This is a genomic window from Burkholderia sp. AU28863 (assembly GCF_002223195.1).
GTDB lineage: Bacteria > Pseudomonadota > Gammaproteobacteria > Burkholderiales > Burkholderiaceae > Burkholderia > Burkholderia sola.
In genome coordinates this window covers 973786-999239 of sequence record NZ_NKFE01000005.1, presented here as the reverse complement: position 1 = coordinate 999239, position 25454 = coordinate 973786, and the positions used below count along the sequence as shown (strand labels likewise).

The following is a 25454-nucleotide window of genomic DNA, read 5'->3' as shown; positions in this document are numbered from 1 at the left end:
GACTTCCTTGAGGCGGCCATCCGGATGGCCGCAGGGGCGAACTCATGCTTTCAACCAGCACACGCGGCACGGCACCGGCCGCGCCACCCGCCGCCGGCCCGCGCGACGCCATTCCCGCGCTGCCGGTCAGCCGCCTGCAGCCGCTCGCCGGCATGCTGCGCTGGATCGTCGTCGCGGTACTGACCGTCGCGGTCGCGCTGCCGCTCGGCTTCATCCTGTTCCAGAGCCTGCTGTCCGCGCCGTTCTTCGACGCGAACAAGACGCTCGGCATCGACGGCTTCCGCTTCATCTTCAGCGATCCCGATTTCTGGTCGGCCGTGAAGAACTCGTTCATCATCGCCGGCGGGATGCTGTTCATCTCGATCCCGCTCGGCGGCATCCTCGCGTTCCTGATGGTGCGCACCGACCTGCCCGGCCGCCGCTGGCTCGAACCGCTGCTGCTCACGCCGGTGTTCGTGTCGCCGATGGTGCTCGCATTCGGCTACGTGGTCGCGGCCGGCCCGGTCGGCTTCTACTCGGTATGGTTCAAGGAACTGTTCGGGGCGCAGAACGTGCCCTGGAACGTGTATTCGATCTTCGCGATCACGGTGATCGTCGGCCTCACGCACGTGCCGCACGTGTACCTGTATTCGTCGGCCGCGCTGCGCAACCTCGGCTCGGACGTCGAGGAAGCCGCACGCGTGACCGGCGCCCGTCCGTTCCGCGTCGCGCTCGACGTGAGCCTGCCGATGACGATGCCCGCGCTGCTGTTCGCCGGCGTACTGGTGTTCTTCCTCGGCTTCGAGGTCTTCGGGCTGCCGCTCGTGCTCGGTGACCCGGAAGGCCATCTCGTGCTCGCGACCTACCTGTACAAGCTGACCAACAAGCTCGGCGTGCCGTCGTATCACCTGATGGCCGCGGTCGCCGTGTGCATCGTCGCGATCACGTTCCCGCTCGTGCTGCTGCAGCGCCGCCTGCTGAAGACGGCGAACCGCTTCGTCACCGTGAAGGGCAAGGCCGGCCGCGCGACGGTGCTGCCGCTCGGCGTGTGGCGCTGGGTTGCGCTCGCGATCGTCGCGCTGTGGCTGATGCTGACCGTGATCGTGCCGATCTCGGGCATCGTGCTGCGCGCGTTCGTGACCAACTGGGGCGAAGGCGTCGCGCTCGCCGAAGTGCTGACGCTGTCGAACTTCATCGAGCTGTTCGAGCAGGACAACCTGGTGCGCGCGATCGTCAACACGCTCGGCATCGGCGTGATCGGCGGCGCGCTCGCGATCGGCTTCTACTCGCTCGTCGCGTTTGCCGGCCACCGCCGCCCCGACTGGGCGACGAGGCTGCTCGACTACCTCGTGCTGCTGCCGCGCGCGGTGCCGGGGCTCCTCGCCGGTCTCGCGTTCCTGTGGATCTTCCTGTTCGTGCCGGGCCTGCGCGAGCTGAAGAACTCGATGTGGAGCATCTGGATCGCGTACACGGTCGTGTGGCTCGCGTACGGGATGCGGCTGATCCAGAGCGCACTGCTGCAGGTGGGCCCCGAACTCGAGGAAGCCGGCCGCAGCGTCGGCGCGACGCGCAGCCGCGTGTCGCTCGACGTGACGTTGCCGCTCGTGCGCTTCGGCCTGCTCGCCGCGTGGCTGCTGATCTTCATGATCTTCGAGCGCGAATACTCGACCGCCGTCTACCTGCTGTCGCCCGGCACCGAAGTGATCGGCGCGCTGCTCGTGTCGCTGTGGGCGACCGGCGCCGTCGACCAGGTCGCCGCGCTCTCTGTCATCAACATCGCGATGGTCGGCGCCGGTCTCGGCGTGGCCCTGCGCTTCGGAGTGAAACTTCATGGATAAGCTCATCGTCGACGATCTGCACCTCAGCTACGGCGCCAACCCTATCCTCAAGGGCGTGTCGTTCGAACTGAAGGCCGGCGAAGTCGTGTGCCTGCTCGGCGCGTCAGGCAGCGGCAAAACCACGCTGCTGCGCGCGGTGGCCGGCCTCGAACAGCCGTCCGACGGACGCATCCAGCTCGACGAGCGCGTGTTCTTCGACGGCGCGCAACGCATCGACCTGCCCGTCGAACAGCGTTCGCTCGGCCTCGTGTTCCAGTCGTACGCGCTGTGGCCGCACCGCACCGTCGCCGACAACGTCGGCTACGGTCTCAAGCTGCGCCGCGTCGCGCCGGCCGAACAGAAGCGCCGCGTGCAGACCGCGCTCGACCAGCTCGGCCTCGGCCACCTCGCCGAGCGCTTTCCGCATCAATTGTCGGGCGGCCAGCAGCAGCGTGTCGCGATCGCCCGCGCGCTCGTCTACAACCCGCCGGTGATTTTGCTCGACGAGCCGCTGTCGAACCTCGACGCGAAGCTGCGCGAGGAAGCGCGTGCGTGGCTGCGCGAGCTGATCGTGTCGCTCGGGCTGTCGGCGCTGTGCGTGACGCACGACCAGACCGAGGCGATGGCGATGTCCGACCGCATCCTGCTGCTGCGCAACGGCCGCATCGAGCAGGAAGGCACGCCGGCCGAGCTGTACGGCGCGCCGCGCTCGCTGTACACCGCCGAGTTCATGGGCAGCAACAACCGGATCGACGCGCGCGTCGCCGCGATCGACGGCGAATGCGTGACGCTCGCCGGCGACGGCTGGGAGTTGCGCGCCGTCGCCCGCGACACGCTCGCACCGGGCCAGGACGCCCAGGCCGTGATCCGTCTCGAACGCGTGCAGGTCGCCGACGGCCCGGGCGCGAACCGGCTGCAGGCCGACCTCGTCACGTCGATGTATCTCGGCGACCGCTGGGAATACCTGTTCCATTGCGGCGACATGCGCCTGCGCGCGTTCGGTCATGTGCCGCGCACGGCCGGCAAGCACTGGATCGAATTCCCGACCAACGATTGCTGGGCGTTCGCGAAAGCGGGCTGACCCGATCACGGCGGCTCGTGTGCCGCCGCTCAGGCAGTCGAGCACGCATCCCTTTGCGACTCGCATCGGCGGACGCTTCCTCGCGTCCGCCGATGGCGCGCTGCGTACCTGTTTTCTGTTTCACCTCACCCAAAACAATCCAAGGAGACACCGTCAAAATGAAGTCACGCGCAGAACGTTCGATTCGAACAGTAGTCCTCACCGGTTCGGCCGCGGCAGCCTGTCTCGCCGCGCCGGCCGCGCACGCGCAGTCGTCGGTCACGATATACGGGATCATGGACGCCGGCATCGAATACACGAACCATGCGGCACCGGATGGCGGCAATTCGTTCAAGCTGAAGTCGGGCAACAAGAACACGTCGCGCTGGGGCTTGCGCGGCGTCGAGGATCTCGGCGGCGGGTTGAAGGCGGTGTTCCGCCTCGAAAGCGGGATCGATCTCGCGAACGGCGCGTCCGACGACGGCCCCGACTCGATCTTCGCGCGCCGTGCGACGGTGGGCCTGAAAGGCAAATGGGGCGAGCTGACGCTTGGCCGCAACTTCACCGTCACATACGACTACATGCTGCCGTTCGACCCGATGGGTTACGCGCAGAACTACTCGTGGGCGACGTCGTCGATGGCGACCGGCGGCCGCAAGGACGGCCTGTTCACGCGCTCGTCGAACGCGGTGCGCTACGACGGCGAATTCAGCGGCTTCAAGTTCGGCGCGCTGTACGGTTTCGGCAACGTGCCGGGCAGCGTGAAGACCAGCTCCAAGTACGATTTCGCGATCGGATACGAGACGGGGCCGTTCGCCGCCGTCGTCACGTTCGACCGGCAGAACGGCGCGGCCGACAGCGTCACGCCGGCCGATACCGTCAACTATATCCAGGGCATCCATGCGGGCCTGAGCTACGACTTCGGCAACCTGAAAACGATGGCCGGCTATCGCAATTACAAGCGCACCTTCCGCACCGCGGCGGCGAACCAGTTGAGCGACATGGTCTGGCTCGGCGGGTCGTACCAGTTCACGCCGACGTTCTCGCTGATCGCGGCCGTCTATCACCAGAACATCAAGGGCGGCACGGATGCCGATCCGACGCTGGTGTCGGTGCGCGCGCAGTACGCGCTGTCGAAGCGCACGGTGCTGTATGCAGCCGGTGCGTTTGCGATCGCGAAGCACGACCAGAAAGTCGGCGTGTCGCGCGATTTCAACGGGTACGGCACCACGCAGGTCGGGGTAACGGCGGGGATCCAGCAGCGGTTCTGACCGTTGCGACGTGACGGCAAGCGGAGGACGGCACAAGCGTTTCGGGGGCGCGTCGTCATCCGCTTCGTCGAATGTCGGGGCACGGCATGGGCCACCGAAGAAACATGTTGAAACAGATGCGCGAGCAACGTGCCGGCGATTCGCTGAGCACGCGAACGCGATGGCGGCTCGTTCAGAGAATCGTCCGGTAAGCTTCGAGCGCCTTGCAGGTCTGAACCATCCCCTGCCGCTGCAGGATGTCGAGGTAACGATCCACCATCACCGGAGGATGCTTGAGCATTTCGCGTTGTCGCCGTGCTGCGGCGACAACCGCAGCCGGCTCGAGATCGAAGAGATTGTCGACGAACACGTCGGGATGCTGCGCCTCCACCCCGTACGCCGACAGCACTTCGTCGGGAAAGTCCTTCTGGTTGAACGTCACGATCACACTGGCGTTGCAGCGGATCGCGGCGGCCAGTACATGCCGATCAGCGGCATCCGGCAACGTCAGGCCCTCGATCAACGCTTCGTACCCGGTCACCAACGCATCAGGTATCGCCCGATCCATCAGACTCGCGGTACGGTCGAGTTGCGCGGCACTGAGGTCCGCGCGCTTGCGCAGCAGATTCCGTTTCCATTCGTTGTGGATATCGATACTCCAGCGAGCCCTGAAACATCCGCTCAATGCGAGCCACATCAGGAAATCGCGCAGCGGTGCCGGGTACAGCACGCAGGCATCATAGACCGCCGTGAATGGCGAACTCGTCATTCGTAGCCCATCCCGAACGCCTGCGCTTGCCGACTCAACTCTTCCATCGCACTGGCACTCGCCTGATCGCGTTCGGTCTTGTAACGCATCAGATCGGAAAAGCGCACACGACGGTGCTTGCCAGTCTTGTGATATGGCAGCGCCTTCAATTCGAGCAGCTTGATCAGGTGTGGACGGGACACATTGAGCAGGTCGGCTGCTTCCTGCGTGGTCAGTTCCGCGTGAACGGGTACGACCTTGACCGCATTGCCGTCTGCGAGCTCCGCGAGGATGTCGACCAGCAGACGCAGTGCAGAAGTCGGAAGCTCGACCTGATGCGCACGATTCTCGTCATCGAAAATCTGGATGCGCTGTATTTCCGTTCGCGTGGCCAGATAAGCCGCCAGCGCACGCTGTCCTTCGACCGCCGCCTGCACCTCCCGCTCCACCGGCAAGATCGTATCGGACATCGAGGTATGGGGCATCGCGCACTCCCAAGCAGGTTCTCAAATGCGCCATCTTATTCGAAACAAACGAAATTCGCAATAAACGAAAATTGATGTGGCCCTTATAATATCGCCGAACCTCGATATCAGTCAATACGCGCCGTCACTCGGCTTCTGGCCCTTACTCTTGGCGGGCGACGATCACTGCACGCCGATGCGCCGCTCACTAGCCGCGCATCGTGAACACCAAACGTACGACGCTGCTCGTATCGCTCCAATGTTCGCCGACCGCCGACAGCGGCACCGTGCGCGTGTCGATCGTGAGGCCTGCCTCACCGGCCGCTTCGAATACGTCGCGCACCGACGCCAGCAAGCGCGGCAACGACACGCTGCCGATCCCGCTGCCCATCAGTTCGATCGCGGTGGCCCGCAGCACGGCGCCGGGCACCAGCACGTCCGCGCCGCCGATCGAGCCGATCTGCACGAAACGCAGCCGCCGCCCGCCGGGTGTCGCTTTCGCGGCCGCGCCGAGCAGTGTCTGCGCGCTGGCGCCCCACAGATAATCGAGCACGACATCCACGCCCGCGCGGAAATGCGGTTCCAGCGCCCGCGCCAGATCGGCGTCGTCCTGCTGCAGCGACACGACGGCGTCCGCGCCGGCCTTCAGCAACGACTGCAACGCGGCCGCGTTTCGGCCCGTCGCGATCACCTTCACCGCACCGAGATGCTTCGCGATCCGCACCGCGAGCCGCCCCGACGTGCCCGTTGCGCCGTTGACGAGCACCGTCTCGCCCGCGACGAGCCGCGCACGTTCGGTCAGCGCCGCCCACGACGACATCCCGGGAATCGCGATCGCCGCGGCGGTGACATCGTCGAGCGTGTCCGGCAGCGGCACGCATTGCGTATCGGGCACGATTGTGCGTTCGGCCATCGCCCCGAACGGCACCGGGGCGCCGAAGAAGTAGACGCGCCGGCCATCGTCGAGACGCCCCACGCCGTCGACACCGACGACGAACGGATAACCGCCAACGGAGGAATAATGCGTCCCCGCCGCACGTCCCTGCGCGATGCGGCTCAGCGCGGACGCCGTCACGTCGATCAGGCGGTGGCCCGGCATCGCGCGCGGCGGTTCGAACGCCGTATAAACCGGGCGCTGTCCAGCGCCTTCAACGACTGCTGCTTTCATGCTGGTTCCTTCAATTCTGGAGAAAGGGCCTTTACCGGGCATCGAGCCACGCGCGCAGCGCGGGATCGCGTACTTCCAGCACGTCGAACAGGCCGAGCGCGCGCAGTGCTGGCAACGCATCGATCGCATCCGCCTCCGCGCGCGCCCGCTCCTCCGGCGCGGCGTTCGGGTCGATCAATACACGCGCATTGACCAGAAACGCACCAACGGTGCCCTTGCGAATCGTCGTACCGCCGGCATCGATCCGGTCGGCATGGTCGGGAAGCATCTGTTCGGCTCGCATCGCGTCTTACTCCGGTTGTCATCGATGGAATGCAGTGTAGGCGTGCGAAGCCGGCCAATCTCCGGTATAACAGCCATTCGATACCGATATCCGGCCATGTCCGATCCGCTCCTGCCCGCCCGCTTCGTCACGTCCGACGACGGCCCGTTCGTGGTCGCCGCCGTCCTGTCGCAACGCGACCCGCGCATCACCGCGCCGCATTCGCATGCGCGCGGCCAGCTCGTCGGCGCGCTGAGCGGGCTGGTGACGATCGGCCTCGACGACCAGGAATGGGTCGTACCGGCGATCCACGCGATCTGGATTCCGCCGCATTGCCGGCATTCGCTGCGCTCGTTCGGACCGATTTCGGGCTGGTCGGCGTTCGTCGCCGAAGCCCGCTGCGCGGCGCTGCCGGCGACGCCGCGCGCGATCCGCACGACGCCGCTGCTGCGCGAAGCCGTGCAGCGTGCGGCAAGCTGGGGGGATGCCGAACTGAATGCCGCGCGGACGCGGATCGCCGACGTGATCCTCGATGAAATCGCGGCATCGGAAGCCGAGGCGCTGGGGCTGGTCCGGCCGCGCGACCCGCGGCTCGTGAAGATCACCGATGCGCTGGCCGCGGATCTCGCGAACGACCGGCGGCTGGAGGAGTGGGCCGAATGGGCCGGCATCGGCGCACGGACGATGAGCCGCCGCTTCGTCGCCGAGACGGGGCTGACGTTCGCGCAGTGGCGTCAGCAGGCGAGGCTGCTGCGGGCGCTGGAGCGCATCGCCGACGGCGTGCCGGTGACGACGATCGCCCTCGATCTCGGGTACGACAACGTGAGCGCGTTCATCGACATGTTCCGGCGCGCGCTGGGGACGACGCCGGGGAAGTATATGGAGGCGGGAAGCCAAGCGCAGCGATAGGTGTGGCCCCGAATGAAGCCGCACGGCGAAAGGCCGGCGGTCGGCACACGAACACAGCCCGCCGCTGCATCAATACGTGCCGTCGCCCTTCTTCACGACATCACCGCCAATCCCCTTGAACTGCGCGGCAAGCCGCTCCGCGCTCCGTGCCAGCAGCGTCGTATCGACGCCGACCGCGACGAACAACGCGCCCGCTTCCAGATAGCGCCGCGCGGCTGCTTCATCCGCGCTCAGGATGCCCGGCGCCTTGCCGGCCGCCTTGATCGCGCGGATCGCGCCGTCGATCGCGGCCTGCACATCCGGGTGCCCGGGGTGGCCCAGATGCCCGAGATCGGCCGCGAGATCGGCCGGCCCGATGAACACGCCGTCCACGCCGTCGACCCGCGCAATCGCGTCGACCGCATCGAGCCCCGCGCGCGTCTCGACCTGCACGAGCACGGCCATCTCGTCGTTCGCGCGATGCAGGTACTCCCCGACGCGATTCCATCGCGACGCGCGTGCGAGCGCACTGCCGACGCCGCGCATCCCATGCGGCGGATAACGCGTCGCGGCCACCGCCACACGCGCTTCGTCCGCGCTCTGTACCATCGGCACGAGCAGCGTCTGCGCGCCGAGATCGAGCACCTGCTTGACGATCACCGGATCGTTCCACGGCACGCGCACGACCGGATGCGACGGATACGGTGCGATCGCCTGCAGTTGCGCGAGGATCGTCGGCACCGTATTCGGCGCATGCTCGCCGTCGATCAGCAGCCAGTCGAAACCGGCGCCCGCGACCACTTCGGCGCTGTACGGATTCGCGAGGCCGAGCCACAGACCGATCTGCGCGTCGCCGCGTGCGAGCGCGGCCTTGAAGACATTCGACGGAATCTGCATCGTTCGCTCACCTCACTCGAAGTAGCACTGGATCGTCCCGAGCGGGCCGTAGTCGACGCTGAACGTATCGCCCGAACGCGCCGCGCACGGCCGCGTAAACGATCCGCCGAGCACGATCTGCCCCGGCTCCAGCGCGACGTCGAAGCGCGACAGCCGGTTCGCGAGCCATGCGACGCCGTTCGCCGGATGGTTCAGCACGCCGGCCGCGACCCCGGTTTCCTCGACCACGCCGTTGCGCGACATGATCGCCGCGACCCACCGCAAATCGACGTCCTGCGGGCGCACCGGCCGGCCGCCGATCACGACGCCCGCGTTCGCCGCGTTGTCGGCGATCGTGTCGAACACTTTGCGCGGCCGTTTCGTGTCGGGGTCGATCGACTGGCTGCGCGCGTCGATGATCTCGAGCGCCGGCACGACGTAATCGACCGCGTCGTACACGTCGAAGATCGTGCAGTTGGGGCCGGCGAGCCGCTTGCCGAGCACGAACGCGAGCTCGACCTCGACGCGCGGCACGATGAAGCGGCCGGTCGGGATCGTGCCGCCGTCGGCGAAGAACATGTCGTCGAGCAGCGCGCCGTAGTCGGGTTCGTCGATCTGCGACGTGTTCTGCATCGCCTTCGACGTCAGGCCGATCTTGTGCCCCTTCAGCGTGCGGCCTTCCGCGAGCTTGAGGGTCACCCACGCGCGCTGGATCGCATACGCGTCGTCGATCGTGATGTCGGGATGGTCGAGCGAGATCTGGCGGATCTGCGTGCGTGCGCGCTCGGCGTCGTGCAGACGGTGCGCGAGCTGGTCGATGATGGCGGGTTCGAGCATGATCGGATCGGGAATGGGGTTCAGCCGGCCCGCTTGTAGCGGGCGTGGATGTTGTTGTGCTTGTACGAGCCGCTTTCGCTGAACTCGGTCAGCTCCATCGACAACGCGAGGGTGCGTTTCGCGTACAACTCGGCGAAATGGGCCTTGATCGCGTCGAACAGCGCGTCGCACGCGGCTTTCTTCGTTTCGTCGCTGCGGCCCGCGCCGATCTTCAGCGTCACGTGGACGAACGCGTCGTCCTCCGTGCCGTCGGCGACGCAGTAGTCGTGCAGCTCGATCGCGCGCGAGCGGATGCCGCCGGTGGGGAACACGCCGCCCTGCGCGATCAGCGTCGCGTTGATCGTGCGCAGCAGCGCGGGAATGCGTGCGTCGTCGCGGATGTTCGCGGTGTATTCGACGACGATGTGTGGCATGGCAACGCTCCAGTCGGTTTCGAAGGCATGGTGGACGGCAACGCTCAGGGCAACGGGAAGATCGCGTTGATCTGCCCGGTGCCCGAGCTCGCGAAATAGTCGGTGACGATCTCGACGGGCTGGTCGTAACGATCCCAGCCGAGCAGCCCGAGCAGCATCGCCGTGTCGTGCATCCCGCCTTCGCCGTGGCAATGCACGTTGTACTCGGGCAGCATCGCGCAGAAGGTCTTGAAATCGCCCTGCTTCCACAGCTCGACCACGCGCAGGTCGACCTGCCGGAAGAATTCGCGGCTGATCTGGTGGATCGATTCCTCGGGGCTGCCGTTGTCGTTGAAGCGGTGCGACAGCGACCCGCTCGCGAGGAACGCGACGTTCGAATCGCTCTTCTCGATCGCCTCGAGCAGCGCCTCGCCGAAGCGCCGGCTTTCGTCGAGCGTGTGCCACATGCACCAGCCCGCGATCGACACGACCTTGAAATGCTGGTCGCCGTTCATGTAGCGCATCGGCACGAGCGTGCCGTATTCGAGTTCGAGGCTGTCGATCTCGTGCGCACGCGTCGCGACGCCGCGCTCGGTGGCCGTTTCCGCGATCAGCCGGCCGAGCGCCGGGTTGCCCGGATACGCGTACTGCATGTCGCGGATGAAATGCGGCAGCTCGTTGCTCGTATAGGTGCCGGCGAACCGCGCATTGCAGTTCACGTGATAACCCGCGTTGACGAGCCAGTGCACGTCCGACACGACGATCGTGTCGACGCCGAGCGCGCGGCAGCGTTCGCCGATCAGCCGGTGGCCGCGGATCGCCGCATCACGGCAGCCGTGATGCTTGCCGGGCAGTTCCGACAGGTACATCGACGGCACGTGCGTGATCTTCGCGGCGAGGGACAGTTTGCCCATCGTTCAAGTCTCCTGTCGACCGGAGTTAGCGCTTTAGCGATTACTCCGGTCCCATGCTTCGCGGTCGACCGGAGTTAGCGCTTTAGCGGTTACTCCGGTCCCATGCTTCGCGGTCGACCGGAGTTAGCGCTTTAGCGATTACTCCGGTCCCATGCTTCGCGGTCGGCCGGAGTTGGCGCTTTAGCGGTTACGCTCCGGCCCCATGCTTGGCCGGCGTGCCGGCCAAGGAATCGTTCGTTCTTGCGGCGCCACGGCCCGCGCCCTTCAAACGCCCCAGCGAGGAATGTGATGCGAACCCATCGAGATGCACACGTTCTTGATCTCCGCGAACACCTCGAAACTGTACTCGCCGCCCTCGCGCCCGGTGCCCGATTCCTTCACGCCGCCGAACGGCTGGCGCAGGTCGCGCACGTTCTGGCTGTTCACGAACACCATCCCTGCCTCGATGCCGCGCGCGAGCCGATGCACCTTGCCGACGTCCTGCGTCCAGATGTACGACGCGAGGCCGTACGCCGTGTCGTTCGCGAGCCGCAGCCCTTCGTCTTCGTCCTCGAACGGGATGATGCACGCGACCGGCCCGAAGATCTCTTCCTGCGCGATGCGCATCCGGTTGTCGACGTCGGCGAATACGGTCGGCCGCACGAAGTTGCCGTGGCGCAGATGATCGGGCAGCCCGGCCGGCTTGTCCGCGCCGCCCGCGACCACGCGCGCGCCTTCCTGCTCGCCGATGCGGATATAGCCCGTCACCTTCTCCCAGTGCTGGCGCGTGATCATCGCGCCAAGGTTGGTGCCCGGATCGGTCGGATCGCCGACCACCAGGTTGTTCGCGCGGCGCGCGAATTCCTGCACGAAGCGGTCGTAGATCGTGCGCTGCACGAAAATCCGCGAGCCCGCGGTGCAGCGTTCCCCGTTGATCGAGAAGATCGTGAACAGCGATGCGTCGAGCGCGCGGTCGAAATCGGCGTCGTCGAAGATCAGCACCGGCGACTTGCCGCCGAGCTCCATCGAATACTTCTTGAGGCCCGCGCGCTCCATGATCCGCTTGCCGGTGACGGTGCCGCCGGTAAACGACACCGCGCGCACGTCAGGATGCCGCACGAGCGCGTCGCCGGCCGTCGCGCCGTAACCCTGCACGACGTTCAGCACACCGGGCGGGATGCCGGCTTCGAGCGCGAGCCGGCCGAGCTGGTCGGCCGTCAGCGGCGACAGCTCGGACATCTTCAGCACGGCCGTGTTGCCGAGCGCGAGACACGGCGCCGTCTTCCACGTGGCCGTCATGAACGGCACGTTCCACGGCGACACCAGCGCGCACACCCCGACCGGCTGGTACAGCGTGTAGTTCAGCATCTGGTCGTCGACCGGATAGGTACGGCCGTTCATCTGCACGCACACTTCCGCGAAGAAGTTGAAATTCTCGGACGCGCGCGGAATCAGCTGCTTGCTCGTCTGCGCGATCGGCAGGCCGGTGTCCTGCGTCTCCAGCGCCGCGAGCATCGGCACGTTCTTCTCGATCAGTTCGCCGAGCTTGCGCATCAGCTTCGCGCGCTCCTTCGCCGGCGTGTTCGCCCATTTCGGGAACGCATCCTTCGCCGCGCGCACGGCCGCGTCGACCTCGGCCTCGCCGCCCGACGCGACGTCGGTGATGACGTCGCCCGTCGCCGGGTTCAGCGTCGTGAAGGTGTCGCGGCTCTCCACTTCGCGGCCGCCGATCCAGTGCTTGATGGTCATGTGCTCTCCTTCGTTGGCGACGGCCTCAACCGGCGCGATAGTAGTCCGCTTCGCCGACGATCGTGTTCACGAGCCGGCCGATCCCTTCGATTTCGGTCACGACCTCGTCGCCCGGCTGCGTGTCCGCCAGCCCCTCGGGCGTGCCGGTCAGGATCAGGTCGCCCGGCGAGAGCGTCATGAAGCTGCTGATGTGCTCGATCAGCGCCGGCACGTCGAACACCATGTCGCGCGTGCTGCCGCGCTGCGTCTCCCGGCCGTTCACGGTCGTGCGCAGCGTCAGGTCGCGCGCGTCGCCGATCTCGTCGCGGCTGACGAACCACGGCCCGAGCGGCGTGCAGGTGTCGCGGTTCTTCACGCGCAGGTTCGGCCGGTAATAGTTCTCGAGATAGTCGCGGATCGCGTAGTCGTTCGCGACCGTATAGCCGGCCACGTAGTCGATTGCCTGCGCACGGCGCACGTGGCGCGCGGGCCGGCCGATCACGACGGCCAGCTCGCACTCGTAGTGCATGTGCGCGGCGTCCGCCGGGCGCACGGTCAGCGACCGGTGGCCGACGAACGTGTTCGGCCCCTTCAGGAAGATCAGCGGCTCGCTCGGCGCGTTGAACGCGAGTTCCTTCGCATGGTCGGCGTAGTTCAGGCCGAGCGCGAACGTCGTGCGCGGCGCGACGGGCGGCAGCCACGCCACGGCCTCCTCGGCCACCACGCGCCCCGTATCGATGCGGATCGCGCCGTCGCCGGCCGGTTCGGCCGCATGCAGTGCGCCGTTGTAGATCACGCGCGCCGTCTTCATCGTGCCTCCTCCGCCGTCAGCGTATGCCGCAGCGTGCCGATCCCGGCCGCGGCGATCTCGATCGTGCTGCCCGCGCGGGCATGCGGTGCGCCGCCCGCGACGCCGAGCAGCAGCACGTCGCCCGCGTCGAACGACATGAAGGCCGTCACGTCGGCGATCAGCTCGCGCACCGGGCGAATCAGCGTCGCGGTCGACGCGGACGCGCCCACCTTGCCGTCGATCCGCACCGTCAGCCCGATCGCGTCGACATCGGCGAGCGCGGCGGCCGGCACGATCGCCGGGCCGAGCGGACAAAAGCCGTCACGGCACTTGAAGCGCACGGCCGGACGGTAGTAATCCGGATGCGGCACCGACACGTCGCTCGCGAGCGTGAAGCCGTGCACGTAGTCGAGCGCACGCGCGGCCGCCACGCGCGTCGCGCGACGCGCGAACACGACAGCCACCGACGCGCCGATTTCCAGCGCGTCGACGCCGGCCGGCACGACGACGGCGGCGCCGTCGGCCGCATGCGTGTTGGCGGATTTGATGTACAGGATCGGCGCCTGCGGCGGTCGGCCGTAAGGCGGTGCGTTCACCGCGTCGCCGAGCGCGGCGAGCGCCGCGCGCTCGTTGAGCAGCGCACCGTAGACGGTACCGATGGCGACCGGCAACGGCGGCGCCGCGGCGGTCGTGCAAGACAGCTCCATGCGTCATTCCCCTGCCGCGCGTCGCGGCGCATCGTCAATAGTTAATATCTTAAGTAAACAATCGGGCGCTGACAACCTCGATTACCCTGATACACGAAATTCATCAGCTTCGGCTGTTAAGATTGATGCGTCCCCCGTCCTCTGCTCACCCCGATGAACCGTACGCTCGACCATCGCAATCTGGCCATGCTGCTGCTCGAGGCCCGCGAAACGCTGATGGGCCTGTTTCGCCCCATTCTCAAGGAATTCTCGCTGACCGAACAGCAATGGCGGATCATCCGCGTGCTCGACGGCGAGCCGGCGCAGGCGCTCGAAGCCGGGCAGATCGCGAAACGCTGCTGCATCCTGAGCCCGAGCCTGACCGGCGTGCTGGAACGGATGGAGCGCGACGGCCTGATCACGCGCACGCGCGCGCAGGAGGATCAGCGCCGGCTGCTGGTCAGCCTGACGCCGCAAAGCAGGAAACTGGTGACGGAAATCGGTCCGCGCATCGACGAGCAATACCGTCAGCTCGAAGCGCGATTCGGCGAGGACGGCCTCGACGACATCTACCGCGCGCTCGACCGGCTCATCGAACTCGGCAACCAGGCATAAAGACGGCGCCCGCGCCCGCAACGTACGGGAACGGGCGCCGGGGCGATGCGGCCGGTTAGTGGACCGCGCCGCGCATCAGCTCGGTCACCGCCACGCCGCGCGACGTGCGCATGCATTCCTCGACGTAGTCGATGAACGGCAACGGCTCGAAATCGATTTCGTCGCGCACGCGGCGATTGTCGAACACGCGATCGACCGTCGCGAATTCGCCGCAGCGCTGCAGCGCCCGGCCGATCACGCGCTCGAGCGCCGGATCGGGGCGCCCGAGCACGTCGCGCACGACGAGCGGCAGTTCGGCCGGCGCGCATGCCACGTAGCGCGGCGCCCCGGTCATGCCCGCCGCCTCGTCCATCGCGCGCACGATCTGCGCGACCTGGGGCGCCTCGTCGCCGGCCGATACGTGATAGACGTCGTGCGCGAGCGTCGGCTTGACGGCCAGCAGCATCGTCGCGCGAGCCACGTCGTCCACCGACACGATGTCGATGCGCGTCATCGGCCGCGCGGTGAAGCGGCGCGCCGCATGCGCGAGCCGGAACATCCAGAACGAATTCGGCGCGGGCCGCGTACCGAGCACCGTGTGGCCGACCACGTGCGACGGCCGCACGACGACGAGCGGCAGCCCGAGCGCGCGCAGGCGCTGCTCCGTCTCCGCCTTCGCGTGCAGGTAGTCGGCCGCGAGCACCGCGCCCGGCAGGCCGTCATCGGCCCGCGGCGCGACGTCGTTCCCCGTGCGCTCCGCCTCTTCCTGCACGATCCCGCCGCGGCCCGCATGCGCGTAGGCCGTGCCGACGTACACGAAGCGTTGCAGGCGCGGCGCGCGCGCAAAGCGCTCGGCGAAGCGCACCGCATCGGCGATGTCGGCCTGCAGGTGCGCGCCGTCGGCCGGCGACGCATGGCCCGCGCAGTGAATCACATGCGTCGCGCCGGCCAGGCGCGGCGCATCGGCGCCGAGCCATACATCGCCGAGCGCGCCGACGATCACGTTCGCATCGGTCAGACGCGACGCCCAGTATGGCGCGAGCCCCGCGCGCAACGCGGCTTCACGCAGCCGCGCGACCGCATGGCCGCGGTCCTGCGCGCGCACGACGCAGACGATGCGTTCGAGCAGCCCTGCATTGACGAGCGCCGTCAGCACGGTACTGCCGATGAAGCCGGTGGCGCCGGTCAGCACCAGCCGTCCGACGTTCGCCGCCGCGACCGGTGCGCTGGCCGGCGACACGAGGCTCGTCCGCCAGTTGAGCGACAACGCGGTTTTCCAGATCAGCACGATAGTCTCCTTCGAAGAATCGGCCGGGCGGCGCGGCGCCCGCGGTTGCGGGCGGCGCCCGGCTCGCCGGCCGGGCCGGGGCCGACGCGGGCCCCGGCGGCTCCCGACCGGGCGTGCGGCCTGCGATCGCGTCGATCGCGCTCTGGCACGAGACGGCGGCAGCCGGCGCGGATGGGCGTCCGCGGCACAGGATCGGGAAGTTCCCAGTGTGGGGCCCGACCGCTTGCAAGTCTGTCCCGAAAGTTTCGTGAAAGTGTGCCGATTTGTACGCGATTGTCGGAGTGTGTCGTGCCGGCCATCTGATCAAAACGATGAAACGTTCGATCGGCTGCATTCGACCGGTGCCGAAACGCGCCGGTCGGCCCGGTTGCGATGGCGGCCGGTGCGCGACAGATCGACGCGGCCGGCGGCCTTGTCATCCCATGTCTCGACCGCCGCGCGTGCCCGAACGGCCACGACTATCGCCGGTATCGCGCGCCTGTGCTGACGCGTCGGGAATGACCATGAATCGTCAGACGTCCTTTCATCTGGAATCGAAATAGGCCCAATATAAATTTATTGCGGATTATCACTTGCGTTTCACACCAGTCTATCTAGACTGTTCAAGTTCAAACGGTCGAATGTGTCTTTTTTCAGGAGACGATGCAATGCGCCTCACCATTCGGATTAATGGCAGCGAATCGGCAACCCAGCATTCCTTCGCAGTCTTGTGGGTCGATACCGACGAGGGTCTGTGGTCGCGCGAGGCACATCAGGGCATCGACCTTCCGACCTGGGGCAAGGTCCGCGACATCGAAGGTGCGATGGCGCTCTGTGCGGCCGACAGCGGCAATGCCGTCTGCCAACTGAAGGGACTGTCGTTCGACGCGATGCGCCGCGAACAGGGCCCCGCGGTGCTCGCCGGCGATCATCCCGACGGCGCGTGGCGCCTGCAGGCGGTCGATACCTGCACGACCGAGCCGGAATACCGGGAATTTATTTCCGTTGCCCGATAGGTATTATTGACATGAATCGTCTACGGTTGTCGGGTTCATTCCGGCAGTAGTGATATTCATTTCGATATTCAACATGGATGGCGCCTCCGTTCGAGGCGCTTTTTATTTTCAAGAGTAGAGAAATAATCGCCGCGCGGGCAATTGATCGTGGGCCCGGGATGATTGCGTTCGAGCGATGGCGGAAATCGCGGCCCCGAATCGGCATGCGATGAGTCAACCCGCGTTTCACCATCGGCGCCCGCCGCGAAAACCCTGCGTCGGCCTCGCCTTTCCGGTCCGTTCCTCTCGCTCTCCCCGATGGCCTGCCGTTCGCCTTTTTTGCGGGGCCGGAACATACTTTCCTCACACGGTGTTTACTCATTTATTACAATCGCATTATTCAGACTGACCAGCCGCCATCCGGCGGCTCCACCCGGCCATTGCATGAGCGTGAAAAAGAAGACCCACCCTGCCGATCCGTATGCAGCGGCGACCAAGAATCCGATGCTCGCGGCGCGCCTGCCGATGTGGCGCTCGCGGCTGATCGTGGTCGTCGTGTTCCTCGCATTCGCCGCGCTGATCGTGCGCGCTTTCTGGGTGCAGGTCGCGAACCAGGATTTCTACGTCGGCCAGGGCCAGAAGCGCTATCAGCGCACGATCGAACTCGACGCGATGCGTGGGCGCATCGTCGACCGCAACGGCGCGATGCTCGCGGTCAGCCTGTCGACCTATGAAATCTGGGCGAACCCGAAACAGGTCGCCGACACCGACTACCCGCAGATCGCGAAGCTGCTCGACCTGCCGCTCGCCGAGGTGAAGCGGCGTCTCGGCAACGACAAGACGTTCGTGCTGCTCAAGCGGCAGGTCGACGCGGACACCGCCAGCCGGCTCGACAAGCTCGCGATCGACGGCATCACGCAGATCGCCGATTCGAAACGCTTCTACCCGGAGGGCGAATCGGCCGCGCACGTGGTCGGCTTCACGAACGTCGAGGACAAGGGCCAGGAAGGCGTCGAGCTCGCGGCGAATGCACGCCTGCAAGGCACGTCCGGCCAGCGCGAGGTGATCCGCGACCGCCTCGGCCGCATCGTGTCGGACACGCGCCCGCTCGTCCCCGCGCAGCACGGCGCGACGATCGAACTGACGATCGACCGCCGCATCCAGCAACTCGCCTTCAGCCAGCTCAAGGCGGCCGTGATCGAGAACAACGCGGTGGCCGGCAGCGTCGTCGTGCTCGACGCGCAGAACGGCGAGATCCTCGCGCTCGCGAACTATCCGACCTTCGACCCGAACGACCGCGCCCGCCTCACCGGCCAGCAATTGCGCAACCGCGCGGTGATCGACACGTTCGAACCGGGCTCGACGATCAAGCCGCTCGTCGTCGCACTGTCGATCGACGAGCGCAAGGTCACGCCGAACACGATCATCAACACGTCGCCGGGCACCTACAAGATCGGCCCGGCGGTGATCCACGACACGTCGAACCACGGGTCGCTGACGGTATCGCAAGCGCTGCAGAAGTCGAGCAACGTCGCGCTCGCGAAACTGGCGCTGAACCTGCCCGCCGAAACGATCTGGAACAAATACCAGGAGTACGGGATCGGCCGCGCGCCGGAACTGACCTTCCCGGGCGTCGCGTCGGGCCGGCTGCGCGGCTACAAGCGCTGGCGGCCGATCGAGCAGGCGACGATGGCGTACGGCTACGGGCTGTCGATGTCGCTGCTGCAGATCGCGCAGACCTACACCGCCTATGCGGGCGACGGCACGCTGCACCCGGTGTCGCTGCTGAAGAACGGCACCGACCAGCAGACGATCGACGCGCACCGCGGGCATCGCGTGACGTCGCCGCAAACGGCCGCCGCGATCCGCTCGATGCTCGAGATGGCGGTCGGCGAAGGCGGCACGGGGCGCCGCGCGCGCGTCGACGGCTACCGGATCGGCGGCAAGACGGGTACCGCGCGCAAGCAGGTCGGCGCGAGCTATGCGAAGGGCAAGTACCGCGCGCTGTTCGCGGGAATGGCGCCAATGAGCAACCCGCGCCTGATCGTCGCGGTGATGATCGACGAGCCGCGCGGCAAGGGCTACTACGGCGGCACGGTCGCCGGCCCGGTGTTCGCGTCGGTCACGAGCGGCTCGCTGCAGTTGCTCGGCGTGCCGCCCGATGCGCCGGTCGAACCGGAGAAGAATGCGCCGGCGCAAGCCGCCGCGGCGCAGAAAACGGTCGCGGCGCCGGCAGCGACGACCGTCACGCAGAAACCGGCGGCATCGTTGAAGACGGCCGCGCAATCCGGTACCGCCGCGCCCGCGAAGGCGGCTACCGCGGGCTGACGAGGCCCGACGCGCCGCCGCGCGCCGTCAATGCGCGGCCGCGACAGGCTTCGCCATCCGGCCGAGCACGTGCTCGGTCATCCCGCGCGCGAGTTCGGTCTCGCCCATGAACACGGTGCCGATGCCCTCGCTCGACAGTAGCGCGGCCTCGTCGCCGCTGTTCGTGCACAGCACGACCTCGAGCGTCGGGTTGAGCGTGCGCGAGATCTCGACGATCTGCCGCACGTCGAACACGTCGGGCAGCGTGACGACCAGCATCCCGGCGCGGGCGATATGCGCCTGCACGAGCACGATCGGCTCGATCGCGTCGCCCGACACGGCCGCGGTGCCGTCCGCGCGCAGCTTCTCGACGAGCTCGCGATTCTGCTCGACGACGACATAGGCGATCCCGCGCTCGTCCAGCGCATGCGCGATCCGCGTGCCGACCTTGCCGTAACCGACGATCACGACCTGCCCGGTCAGATGCGTCTGCGGCGTCGACATCGGCAGCGCGGCGAGCGGATCGTCACGCGCCTCGAGCTTGCGTGCGAATGCCGAATGCTTGCGGATCCACGCGAGCGCCGGATCGATCATCGCGAACAACAGCGTGTTCATCGCGATCGAGATCAGCGCGACCGCGAGAATCAGGCTCTGCCCCTCGGCCGACAGCAGCCCGAGTGCGCGGCCGAGTCCCGCGAGGATGAACGAGAATTCGCCGATCTGCGCAAGGCCCGCGCCGACCGTCAGCGCGGTGTTCAGCGGATAGCGGAACGCGATCACGAGCGCGACGGCCGCGAGCGTCTTGCCGACCAGCACGATCGCCGCGACCTCGATCACGTGCACCGGCTCTTCGATCAGGACCTTCGGGTCGAACAGCATGCCGACCGAGATGAAGAACAGCACCGAGAACGCGTCGCGCAACGGCAGCGTCTCGTCGGCCGCGCGCCGGCTGAATTCCGACTCGCGCATCATCATCCCCGCGAAGAACGCGCCGAGCGCGAACGACACGTCGAACAGCTTCGCCGCGCCGAACGCGATGCCGACCGCCGCGGCAATCATGCAAAGCGTGAACAATTCGCGCGAACCCGTGCGCGCGACGAGCCACAGAATGCGCGGGAACACGCGCTTGCCGACCACCAGCATCAGCGCGATGAACGCGGCGACCTTCAGCATCGTGACGCCGAGCGTCCCCCACACGCTGCCGCCGGCCGCATGCGCGTCGCCGGGCGGCGTGCCGCCGAGCAGCCCCGCCACCGGCGGCAGCAGCACCAGCACGAGCACCATCACGAGATCCTCGACGACCAGCCAGCCCACCGCGATGCGCCCGTTGACCGTCTCGACGAGCCCGCGCCCTTCGAGCGCGCGCAGCAGCACGACGGTACTCGCGACCGACAGCGCGAGCCCGAACACGAGCGCCGCTCCCAAGCTCCAGCCCCAGGTGAGCGCGAGCCCGCCGCCGAGCAGCGTCGCGACGGTGATCTGGACGATCGCGCCCGGCAGCGCGATCTTGCGCACCGCGAGGAGATCACCGAGCGAGAAATGCAGGCCGACGCCGAACATCAGCAGCATCACGCCGACTTCGGCGAGTTGCTGCGCGAGCGACAGATCGCCGACGAAACCGGGCGTGCCGGGGCCGATCACGATCCCGGCGAGCAGATAGCCGACGAGCGGCGGCATTTTCAGCAGCGACGCGAGGTAACCGAAGATCATCGCGAGACCGAAACCGGCCGCGAGCAACGCAATCAGGCTGACGTCATGAGGCATCCCCCCTCCCAAGCTCTTGTAACTATTTAGTAAGGTTCAAGAGTGAAAGGATAAGGGATGAGGCGGAAGAATGGCGCGCAGCCGGGGAAAATTTCACGGCGTTGCGCGCGGCGCGGGGTACAACCCCGGCGAAGGGAAAGGCGTCGCGGGCCGCCGCGCGTGAGCGTCAACGCGGCGGCAGGCGGGGCTCACGCCCCGCCGCTCCCGTCAGCGCGACGCTTGCGGGAACCGCGCGCCGGGCGGCGGCTCGGGCCGCGTCGACGGCACGCTCTTGCGCACCTTCGCGACCTGCGCGGCCGTCACCGGCGCGCCTGTGTTACCCCAGCTCGTACGCACGAAGTTCGACACGTCCGCAACTTCCTGGTCCGACAGCCGCCAGCCGAACGGCGGCATCGTGAAGGTCGACGGCGCGGTGCGCGTACCCTGCAGTGCGCTGCCTTCCAGCACGACGTGGATCAGCGACGTCGGATCGTCGCCCTGCACGACCGCGTTGCCGGCGAGCGCCGGGAACACGCGCGTGTAGCCGTGACCGTCGCTGCGGTGGCAGGCCATGCAGTTGTCGCGATAGACGGCCGCGCCCGGCTTGCTCGCGTCGCCCGTCTGCAGCGCCTTCGCCGCGGCCGCGTCGTACACGTGCGGCTGCTCGCCCTGCACGCGCGGCGGCAACGTCTTCAGGTAGCGCGCGATCGCGTTCAGGTCGTCGTCGGTCATGTGCTGCATGCTGTGGCCGACCACGTCCGTCATCCCGCCGAACGCGGCCGTACGCAGCGTGCGGCCGGTCTTCAGGAACTGCACGATCTCGGTTTCGTTCCACGTGCCGAGACCGGTGCGCGGCTCGCCGCGCAGGCTCGTCGGCACCCAGCCGTCGATCGCCGCGCCGCCGGCCAGGAAGTCGGGGCCATCGGCGTCGGTCAGCCCGCGCTCCTGCATCGTCGGCGCGCGCGGCGTGTGGCACGCGCCGCAGTGGCCGAGCCCCTGCACCAGATACGCGCCGCGCGCGACCACCGGGTCGGGGTACGACGCCGCGTCGAACGGCTTCGGCGACGGCGCGAACAGCTTGCGCCAGATGCCGAGCGGCCAGCGCATCGACAGCGGCCACACGATGTCGACCTTGCGGTTCTCGTGCTCGACCGGCGCGACGCCGTGCATGAAGTACGCGTACAGCGCCTTCATGTCGTCGTCGGTCAGCCGCGCGTACGACGGGAACGGCATCGCCGGATACATCGTGTCGCCGTTCTTGCGCACGCCTTCGCGCACCGCCCGAGTGAAGTCCTGGTAGGTCCAGCCGCCGAGGCCCGTCTTCGAGTCCGGCGTGATGTTCGTCGAGTAGATCGCGCCGATCGGCGTGTCGAACTTCAGCCCGCCCGCGAACGGCTTGCCGCCGCTCGCGGTGTGGCAGGCGATGCAGTCGCCCGCGCGCGCAAGATATTCGCCGCGCTTGATGAGGGCCGCGTCGGCCGACGGGGTGGCAGGTGCAGCCGCCGGGCCCGAAGCCGCGGCCGGCGCGGCCGCCGGCTGCGCGAACGCGGCGCCGCCCGCGAGACCGAATGCCGCCCATGCCGTGCCGATCGCCAGCGCGCGCCGCAGCGGGGAAACCGGGTGGGCGGCGTTGTGGTGGTTCATCGTCCTCTTCATGCGGTCACCAGCGGGGCAGGATTTTTCAGGTATTGCTCGCGGATCGCACGTGCCGACCAGTAGGCCAGCGCCGCGATGATCCCGGTCGGGTTGTAGCCGATGCCCTGCGGCAGCGCGGATGCGCCCATCACGAACACGTTGTGCACATCCCAGCACTGCAGGTAGCGGTTCAGCACGCTCGTCTTCGGGTCGGTGCCCATGATCGCGCCGCCGACGAGGTGGGTCGTCTGGTACTGGCGCGAGTCGAAATGCTTGCCGAACTCGCGCGTCGACACGCCGATCGCCTTCGGCCCCATCGCCTCCGCGATCTTCTTCATCTGCCCGGTCACGTACTGCGCCATCTTGATGTCGTTGTCCTTCCAGTCGAACGTCATCCGCAACAGCGGCTGGCCGTACGAATCGCGATAGGTCGGATCGAGGTCGAGATACACGTCGCGGTACGACATGTTGGTGCCGTGCGCATCCATCGAGATCGTGTGCGCGTAGTTGTCCTTGACGGCCTTCTTCCACGCGGAGCCCCACTGCGGCGTGCCGGGCGGCGTCGCGATGCCGCTGATCGGCTTCACGCCGGCCTGGTTCACCCACAGCGGCGAGCCGCCGACGAAACCGAGCGGGCCGTGGTCGAAGTTGTCCGCGTTGAAGTCGTCCACCGCGACGCCGTTGCCACCCGCGCCGATGAACGGATTCGTGTAGGTATCCTTGTCGAAGAACGCCTTGATCGTCGACAGGTTCTGATACGCGAAATTGCGGCCGACCACGCCTTCGCCCGAGATCGGATCGTACGGCTTGCCGATGCCCGACAGCAGCAGCAGGTGCACGTTGTGATACTGGAACGCGGCCACGATCACGAGATCGGCCGGCTGGTGCACTTCGCGCCCGGCCGGATCCACGTAGGTCACGCCGGTCGCGCGCTTCTTCGTGTCGTCGAGGTCGACGCGCAGCACGTGGCACTTCGAGCGCAGCTCGAAGTTCGGCGCCTGCTTCAGCGCCGGCAGGATGTTCAGGTTCGGCGACGCCTTCGAATACATGTAGCACGCGTAGCCGCTGCAGTAGCCGCAGAAGTTGCACGGGCCCATCTGCACGCCGTACGGGTTCGTGTACGGGCCCGACGTGTTCGCCGACGGCAGCCGGTACGGGTGCAGGCCGAGCGAATGCGCCGCGTCGAAGAAGCGCTGTGCCGAATACGTATTGAGCTGCGCGGGCAGCGGGAAATTGTCGCTGCGGTTGGCCTCGAACACGTTGCCGTCGCCGACCACCTTGCCGCCGACCTTGTACGCCTGCCCCGAGGTGCCGAACACCTTCTCGGCGAAATCGAAATGCGGCTCGAGCTCGTCGTACGTGACGCCCGTATCCTGGATCGTCATCCCTTCGGGGATGAATTTCTTGCCGTAGCGCTCTTCATAGTGGCTGCGCAGGCGCAGCTCCTCCGGCGTGATCCGGAAGTGCACGCCCGACCAGTGCAGCCCCGCGCCGCCGACGCCTTCGCCCGGCAGGAACGCCGCGAGCTGCCGGTACGGCAGCGCGGTGTCCTGCAGGCCGTGGCGGATCGACACGGTCGTCTTCGACAGGTCGAGGAACAGCTTCTTGCGGATGTTGTAGGTCAGCTCGTCGATCGTGTTCGGATACGCGCCGTCCGGGTAGGTGTCGCGATATTCGCCGCGCTCGAGCGCGACGACGTTCAGGCCCGCTTCGGTCAGTTCCTTCGCGAGAATCGCGCCGGTCCAGCCGAAGCCGACGATTACCGCATCGACATGCGGCTTCTTGTCTGCGGCCATCAGCTGCGCTCCCCGTTGATCGAGACGGGGCCGTACGGATACGGCTTGCCGCTCTGGTTGACGAAATCCATGAAGTCCGCGCGCGCGCCCGGGAAACCGATCATCTTCCACGCGGCCATGTCGCGATTGCCGCCATGCACCGGATCGCAGAAATAGCCTTCGCGCGTGTTCTGCAGCAACTGGCCGAGGAACACGCCGGGCGGGACGTCGTCGATCTGCGCGCCGCCCTTCTCCAGCGCGCCGAGCACGGCGTCGCGCGTCGGCGCGTCGAGATCCGCGAACGCCTTGCCGTGCGCCTTTTCGCAATAGCGGTTGACCGCCGCGATGCCGAGCCGGTAGATGTCGCGCGGCACCAGCTTCAACTGGTAGCCGAGCTCGGGCACGCCCTGCTGGAACGGCCCCTGCATGTACCACGTCGCGCCGTGCGCATACGGCGTCTCCATCTGGCGATCGATGAATTCGGGCACGCCCGCTTCGAGCGCGCCGGGGCCTTCGGCGTCGGCCGGAATCAGCCGGTCGACGGCGGCCTGGACGAACGCCCATTCCTTCGCATCGAAAAAGGTCGGCTTGTACGGCGCGCGGTCGGCGCTGGCCGCCGCAGTGGACGCGTTGCCGGCCGTCGTCGCGGACGGCGACGACGAGCGCAGGTCGCAGCCGGCGACCGACGCGATCGGCACGAGCGCGACCGATGTGCGCAGAAAACGGCGACGCGAATTGGGTTTGTCAGGTGGCGTGGACATGGTCGGATATTGATCGTTGGGGATCGGGGTTCGGACGCGCGCATTCCGCATGCAGCGTGCCCGGCAGGCAGCCGTGCCGCAGGCGGCCGGTCGCCCTGTTCTTTCGTGTGTTGCGCACAACCTCGATGCAGGGGGCCAGCCGCGACTAGCGGGGCCCCTTATTGCAGCCGCGCATCGCCCCGGATGCCGGCGGCGGGCTGCACGGATTGCCCTGTTCTCGGGCCTATCGTCGGACAAATACCGGCATTGGCCTGCATCTGTCCGCCATCGCCCGAACCCTTGTTCAACTTAGACGTCGCGTCTGCACACGGCAAGCGCAACGTGCACGACCCTCTTTCGGGTCCGGCGACGAGTGCGGGCGATTATATATGGAACCGGTTCCATTGCTAGGGGGTTCAATGCAATTCAGTGCATCGAAGTTAGCAACAATGGGAAATCTTGAAGCCGGAATGTGCAAGGATGGCGAGATCGCGGCAGCCTCGCCGGTCGGGAGAACGATCAGGCTGCGGCGCGCGCGTGTCGCTTTCCGGCGACGCCGA

At 67.2% G+C, this 25454-nt stretch carries 23 protein-coding genes; 7 read left to right on the top strand and 16 right to left on the bottom strand.

The annotated features are described in order from the left end of the window. Nucleotides 1-44 precede the first annotated feature (44 nt). The 3 genes from CFB81_RS20985 (at nucleotide 45) to CFB81_RS20975 (ending at nucleotide 4127) form a co-directional block, all read left to right on the top strand. Nucleotides 45-1817, top strand: coding sequence for an iron ABC transporter permease (locus CFB81_RS20985; RefSeq protein ID WP_069616424.1), 1773 nt, complete (start codon nucleotides 45-47; stop codon nucleotides 1815-1817). After that, nucleotides 1810-2877, top strand: a complete 1068-nt coding sequence (locus tag CFB81_RS20980; RefSeq protein WP_089436376.1) for an ABC transporter ATP-binding protein — start codon at nucleotides 1810-1812, stop codon at nucleotides 2875-2877. Before CFB81_RS20985 ends, CFB81_RS20980 begins: the two co-directional genes overlap by 8 nt. Nucleotides 2878-3035: 158 nt before the next feature. Continuing rightward, nucleotides 3036-4127, top strand: a complete 1092-nt coding sequence (locus CFB81_RS20975) for a porin (protein ID WP_089436375.1) — start codon at nucleotides 3036-3038, stop codon at nucleotides 4125-4127. A gap of 172 nt (nucleotides 4128-4299) precedes the next feature. Here the strand turns inward: CFB81_RS20975 and CFB81_RS20970 are convergent, their stop codons facing one another. The 4 genes from CFB81_RS20970 to CFB81_RS20955 all read right to left on the bottom strand — a co-directional run bounded on the left by CFB81_RS20970 (nucleotide 4300) and on the right by CFB81_RS20955 (nucleotide 6769). Further along, a complete protein-coding gene (locus CFB81_RS20970; RefSeq protein ID WP_089436374.1) occupies nucleotides 4300-4875 on the bottom strand; it encodes a PIN domain-containing protein in 576 nt (191 codons plus the stop codon). After that, complete coding sequence (locus CFB81_RS20965; protein ID WP_069616420.1) at nucleotides 4872-5339, bottom strand: helix-turn-helix domain-containing protein; 468 nt, start codon at nucleotides 5337-5339, stop codon at nucleotides 4872-4874. Before CFB81_RS20965 ends, CFB81_RS20970 begins: the two co-directional genes overlap by 4 nt. 187 nt (nucleotides 5340-5526) lie before the next feature. Beyond that, nucleotides 5527-6486: a zinc-binding alcohol dehydrogenase family protein gene (locus CFB81_RS20960; protein ID WP_089436373.1), complete on the bottom strand. Its 960-nt coding sequence runs from the start codon at nucleotides 6484-6486 to the stop codon at nucleotides 5527-5529. A 31-nt stretch (nucleotides 6487-6517) separates the two neighbouring features. After that, nucleotides 6518-6769, bottom strand: a complete 252-nt coding sequence (locus CFB81_RS20955) for a hypothetical protein (RefSeq protein ID WP_069616418.1) — start codon at nucleotides 6767-6769, stop codon at nucleotides 6518-6520. A gap of 96 nt (nucleotides 6770-6865) precedes the next feature. Here CFB81_RS20955 and CFB81_RS20950 point away from each other — a divergent pair, with 96 nt between their 5' ends. Next, nucleotides 6866-7657 (top strand): helix-turn-helix domain-containing protein, encoded by a 792-nt coding sequence (locus CFB81_RS20950; protein ID WP_089436372.1) that lies wholly within the window; start codon nucleotides 6866-6868, stop codon nucleotides 7655-7657. A 69-nt stretch (nucleotides 7658-7726) separates the two neighbouring features. Here CFB81_RS20950 and hpaI read toward each other — a convergent pair whose 3' ends face one another. From hpaI to CFB81_RS20915, 7 genes are all read right to left on the bottom strand, one after another. Further along, nucleotides 7727-8533, bottom strand: coding sequence for a 4-hydroxy-2-oxoheptanedioate aldolase (gene hpaI / locus CFB81_RS20945; RefSeq protein WP_069616416.1), 807 nt, complete (start codon nucleotides 8531-8533; stop codon nucleotides 7727-7729). 12 nt (nucleotides 8534-8545) lie between these two features. Beyond that, nucleotides 8546-9349, bottom strand: a complete 804-nt coding sequence (gene hpaH, locus CFB81_RS20940) for a 2-oxo-hept-4-ene-1,7-dioate hydratase (RefSeq protein WP_069616415.1) — start codon at nucleotides 9347-9349, stop codon at nucleotides 8546-8548. Between the two features lie 20 nt (nucleotides 9350-9369). Continuing rightward, nucleotides 9370-9762, bottom strand: coding sequence for a 5-carboxymethyl-2-hydroxymuconate Delta-isomerase (locus CFB81_RS20935; protein ID WP_089436371.1), 393 nt, complete (start codon nucleotides 9760-9762; stop codon nucleotides 9370-9372). A gap of 44 nt (nucleotides 9763-9806) precedes the next feature. Continuing rightward, nucleotides 9807-10655 (bottom strand): 3,4-dihydroxyphenylacetate 2,3-dioxygenase, encoded by an 849-nt coding sequence (gene hpaD, locus CFB81_RS20930; RefSeq protein WP_069616413.1) that lies wholly within the window; start codon nucleotides 10653-10655, stop codon nucleotides 9807-9809. Between the two features lie 264 nt (nucleotides 10656-10919). Continuing rightward, nucleotides 10920-12383, bottom strand: a complete 1464-nt coding sequence (hpaE, locus tag CFB81_RS20925; RefSeq protein WP_089436370.1) for a 5-carboxymethyl-2-hydroxymuconate semialdehyde dehydrogenase — start codon at nucleotides 12381-12383, stop codon at nucleotides 10920-10922. Nucleotides 12384-12408: 25 nt separating this feature from the next. Beyond that, a complete protein-coding gene (locus CFB81_RS20920) occupies nucleotides 12409-13173 on the bottom strand; it encodes a fumarylacetoacetate hydrolase family protein (RefSeq protein ID WP_089436369.1) in 765 nt (254 codons plus the stop codon). Further along, on the bottom strand, nucleotides 13170-13859 hold the full coding sequence (locus tag CFB81_RS20915) for a fumarylacetoacetate hydrolase family protein (RefSeq protein ID WP_089436368.1): 690 nt from the start codon (nucleotides 13857-13859) through the stop codon (nucleotides 13170-13172). Before CFB81_RS20915 ends, CFB81_RS20920 begins: the two co-directional genes overlap by 4 nt. A gap of 153 nt (nucleotides 13860-14012) precedes the next feature. Here CFB81_RS20915 and hpaR point away from each other — a divergent pair, with 153 nt between their 5' ends. Then, nucleotides 14013-14453 carry a homoprotocatechuate degradation operon regulator HpaR gene (gene hpaR / locus CFB81_RS20910; RefSeq protein WP_050010892.1) on the top strand — a complete coding sequence of 147 codons (441 nt, stop codon included), beginning with the start codon at nucleotides 14013-14015 and terminating at the stop codon, nucleotides 14451-14453. A gap of 55 nt (nucleotides 14454-14508) precedes the next feature. Here the strand turns inward: hpaR and CFB81_RS20905 are convergent, their stop codons facing one another. After that, nucleotides 14509-15720, bottom strand: coding sequence for an SDR family oxidoreductase (locus CFB81_RS20905; protein WP_089436367.1), 1212 nt, complete (start codon nucleotides 15718-15720; stop codon nucleotides 14509-14511). Nucleotides 15721-16367: 647 nt separating this feature from the next. Between CFB81_RS20905 and CFB81_RS20900 the strand changes: the two genes are divergently transcribed. Both CFB81_RS20900 and CFB81_RS20895 read left to right on the top strand, forming a co-directional pair. Further along, a complete protein-coding gene (locus tag CFB81_RS20900; RefSeq protein ID WP_089436366.1) occupies nucleotides 16368-16715 on the top strand; it encodes a DUF3564 family protein in 348 nt (115 codons plus the stop codon). A gap of 423 nt (nucleotides 16716-17138) precedes the next feature. Beyond that, nucleotides 17139-19022: a penicillin-binding protein 2 gene (locus CFB81_RS20895; protein WP_089436365.1), complete on the top strand. Its 1884-nt coding sequence runs from the start codon at nucleotides 17139-17141 to the stop codon at nucleotides 19020-19022. Between the two features lie 27 nt (nucleotides 19023-19049). Here the strand turns inward: CFB81_RS20895 and CFB81_RS20890 are convergent, their stop codons facing one another. The 4 genes from CFB81_RS20890 to CFB81_RS20875 form a co-directional block, all read right to left on the bottom strand. Further along, nucleotides 19050-20765, bottom strand: coding sequence for a cation:proton antiporter (locus tag CFB81_RS20890; protein WP_069616405.1), 1716 nt, complete (start codon nucleotides 20763-20765; stop codon nucleotides 19050-19052). Nucleotides 20766-20972: 207 nt separating this feature from the next. Further along, a complete protein-coding gene (locus tag CFB81_RS20885; RefSeq protein ID WP_089436364.1) occupies nucleotides 20973-22400 on the bottom strand; it encodes a cytochrome c in 1428 nt (475 codons plus the stop codon). Further along, on the bottom strand, nucleotides 22397-24175 hold the full coding sequence (locus CFB81_RS20880; protein ID WP_069616403.1) for a GMC family oxidoreductase: 1779 nt from the start codon (nucleotides 24173-24175) through the stop codon (nucleotides 22397-22399). Before CFB81_RS20880 ends, CFB81_RS20885 begins: the two co-directional genes overlap by 4 nt. Further along, nucleotides 24175-24915 (bottom strand): gluconate 2-dehydrogenase subunit 3 family protein, encoded by a 741-nt coding sequence (locus CFB81_RS20875; protein WP_089436363.1) that lies wholly within the window; start codon nucleotides 24913-24915, stop codon nucleotides 24175-24177. The genes CFB81_RS20880 and CFB81_RS20875 overlap by 1 nt, the downstream gene beginning before the upstream one ends. Between the last annotated feature and the right edge of the window lie 539 nt (nucleotides 24916-25454).

What these genes read in the sequence shown, in the direction of transcription:
- CFB81_RS20875 (WP_089436363.1), bottom strand. Translation starts at nt 24,915, where the DNA reads ATGTCCACGCCACCTGACAAACCCAATTCGCGTCGCCGTTTTCTGCGC.
- hpaE (WP_089436370.1), bottom strand. Translation starts at nt 12,383, where the DNA reads ATGACCATCAAGCACTGGATCGGCGGCCGCGAAGTGGAGAGCCGCGAC.
- CFB81_RS20915 (WP_089436368.1), bottom strand. Translation starts at nt 13,859, where the DNA reads ATGGAGCTGTCTTGCACGACCGCCGCGGCGCCGCCGTTGCCGGTCGCC.
- hpaR (WP_050010892.1), top strand. Translation starts at nt 14,013, where the DNA reads ATGAACCGTACGCTCGACCATCGCAATCTGGCCATGCTGCTGCTCGAG.
- CFB81_RS20985 (WP_069616424.1), top strand. Translation starts at nt 45, where the DNA reads ATGCTTTCAACCAGCACACGCGGCACGGCACCGGCCGCGCCACCCGCC.
- CFB81_RS20890 (WP_069616405.1), bottom strand. Translation starts at nt 20,765, where the DNA reads ATGCCTCATGACGTCAGCCTGATTGCGTTGCTCGCGGCCGGTTTCGGT.
- CFB81_RS20895 (WP_089436365.1), top strand. Translation starts at nt 17,139, where the DNA reads ATGAGCGTGAAAAAGAAGACCCACCCTGCCGATCCGTATGCAGCGGCG.
- CFB81_RS20950 (WP_089436372.1), top strand. Translation starts at nt 6,866, where the DNA reads ATGTCCGATCCGCTCCTGCCCGCCCGCTTCGTCACGTCCGACGACGGC.
- CFB81_RS20935 (WP_089436371.1), bottom strand. Translation starts at nt 9,762, where the DNA reads ATGCCACACATCGTCGTCGAATACACCGCGAACATCCGCGACGACGCA.
- CFB81_RS20975 (WP_089436375.1), top strand. Translation starts at nt 3,036, where the DNA reads ATGAAGTCACGCGCAGAACGTTCGATTCGAACAGTAGTCCTCACCGGT.
- hpaD (WP_069616413.1), bottom strand. Translation starts at nt 10,655, where the DNA reads ATGGGCAAACTGTCCCTCGCCGCGAAGATCACGCACGTGCCGTCGATG.
- CFB81_RS20880 (WP_069616403.1), bottom strand. Translation starts at nt 24,175, where the DNA reads ATGGCCGCAGACAAGAAGCCGCATGTCGATGCGGTAATCGTCGGCTTC.
- CFB81_RS20900 (WP_089436366.1), top strand. Translation starts at nt 16,368, where the DNA reads ATGCGCCTCACCATTCGGATTAATGGCAGCGAATCGGCAACCCAGCAT.
- CFB81_RS20970 (WP_089436374.1), bottom strand. Translation starts at nt 4,875, where the DNA reads ATGACGAGTTCGCCATTCACGGCGGTCTATGATGCCTGCGTGCTGTAC.
- CFB81_RS20960 (WP_089436373.1), bottom strand. Translation starts at nt 6,486, where the DNA reads ATGAAAGCAGCAGTCGTTGAAGGCGCTGGACAGCGCCCGGTTTATACG.
- hpaI (WP_069616416.1), bottom strand. Translation starts at nt 8,533, where the DNA reads ATGCAGATTCCGTCGAATGTCTTCAAGGCCGCGCTCGCACGCGGCGAC.
- CFB81_RS20955 (WP_069616418.1), bottom strand. Translation starts at nt 6,769, where the DNA reads ATGCGAGCCGAACAGATGCTTCCCGACCATGCCGACCGGATCGATGCC.
- hpaH (WP_069616415.1), bottom strand. Translation starts at nt 9,349, where the DNA reads ATGCTCGAACCCGCCATCATCGACCAGCTCGCGCACCGTCTGCACGAC.
- CFB81_RS20920 (WP_089436369.1), bottom strand. Translation starts at nt 13,173, where the DNA reads ATGAAGACGGCGCGCGTGATCTACAACGGCGCACTGCATGCGGCCGAA.
- CFB81_RS20980 (WP_089436376.1), top strand. Translation starts at nt 1,810, where the DNA reads ATGGATAAGCTCATCGTCGACGATCTGCACCTCAGCTACGGCGCCAAC.
- CFB81_RS20965 (WP_069616420.1), bottom strand. Translation starts at nt 5,339, where the DNA reads ATGCCCCATACCTCGATGTCCGATACGATCTTGCCGGTGGAGCGGGAG.
- CFB81_RS20885 (WP_089436364.1), bottom strand. Translation starts at nt 22,400, where the DNA reads ATGAAGAGGACGATGAACCACCACAACGCCGCCCACCCGGTTTCCCCG.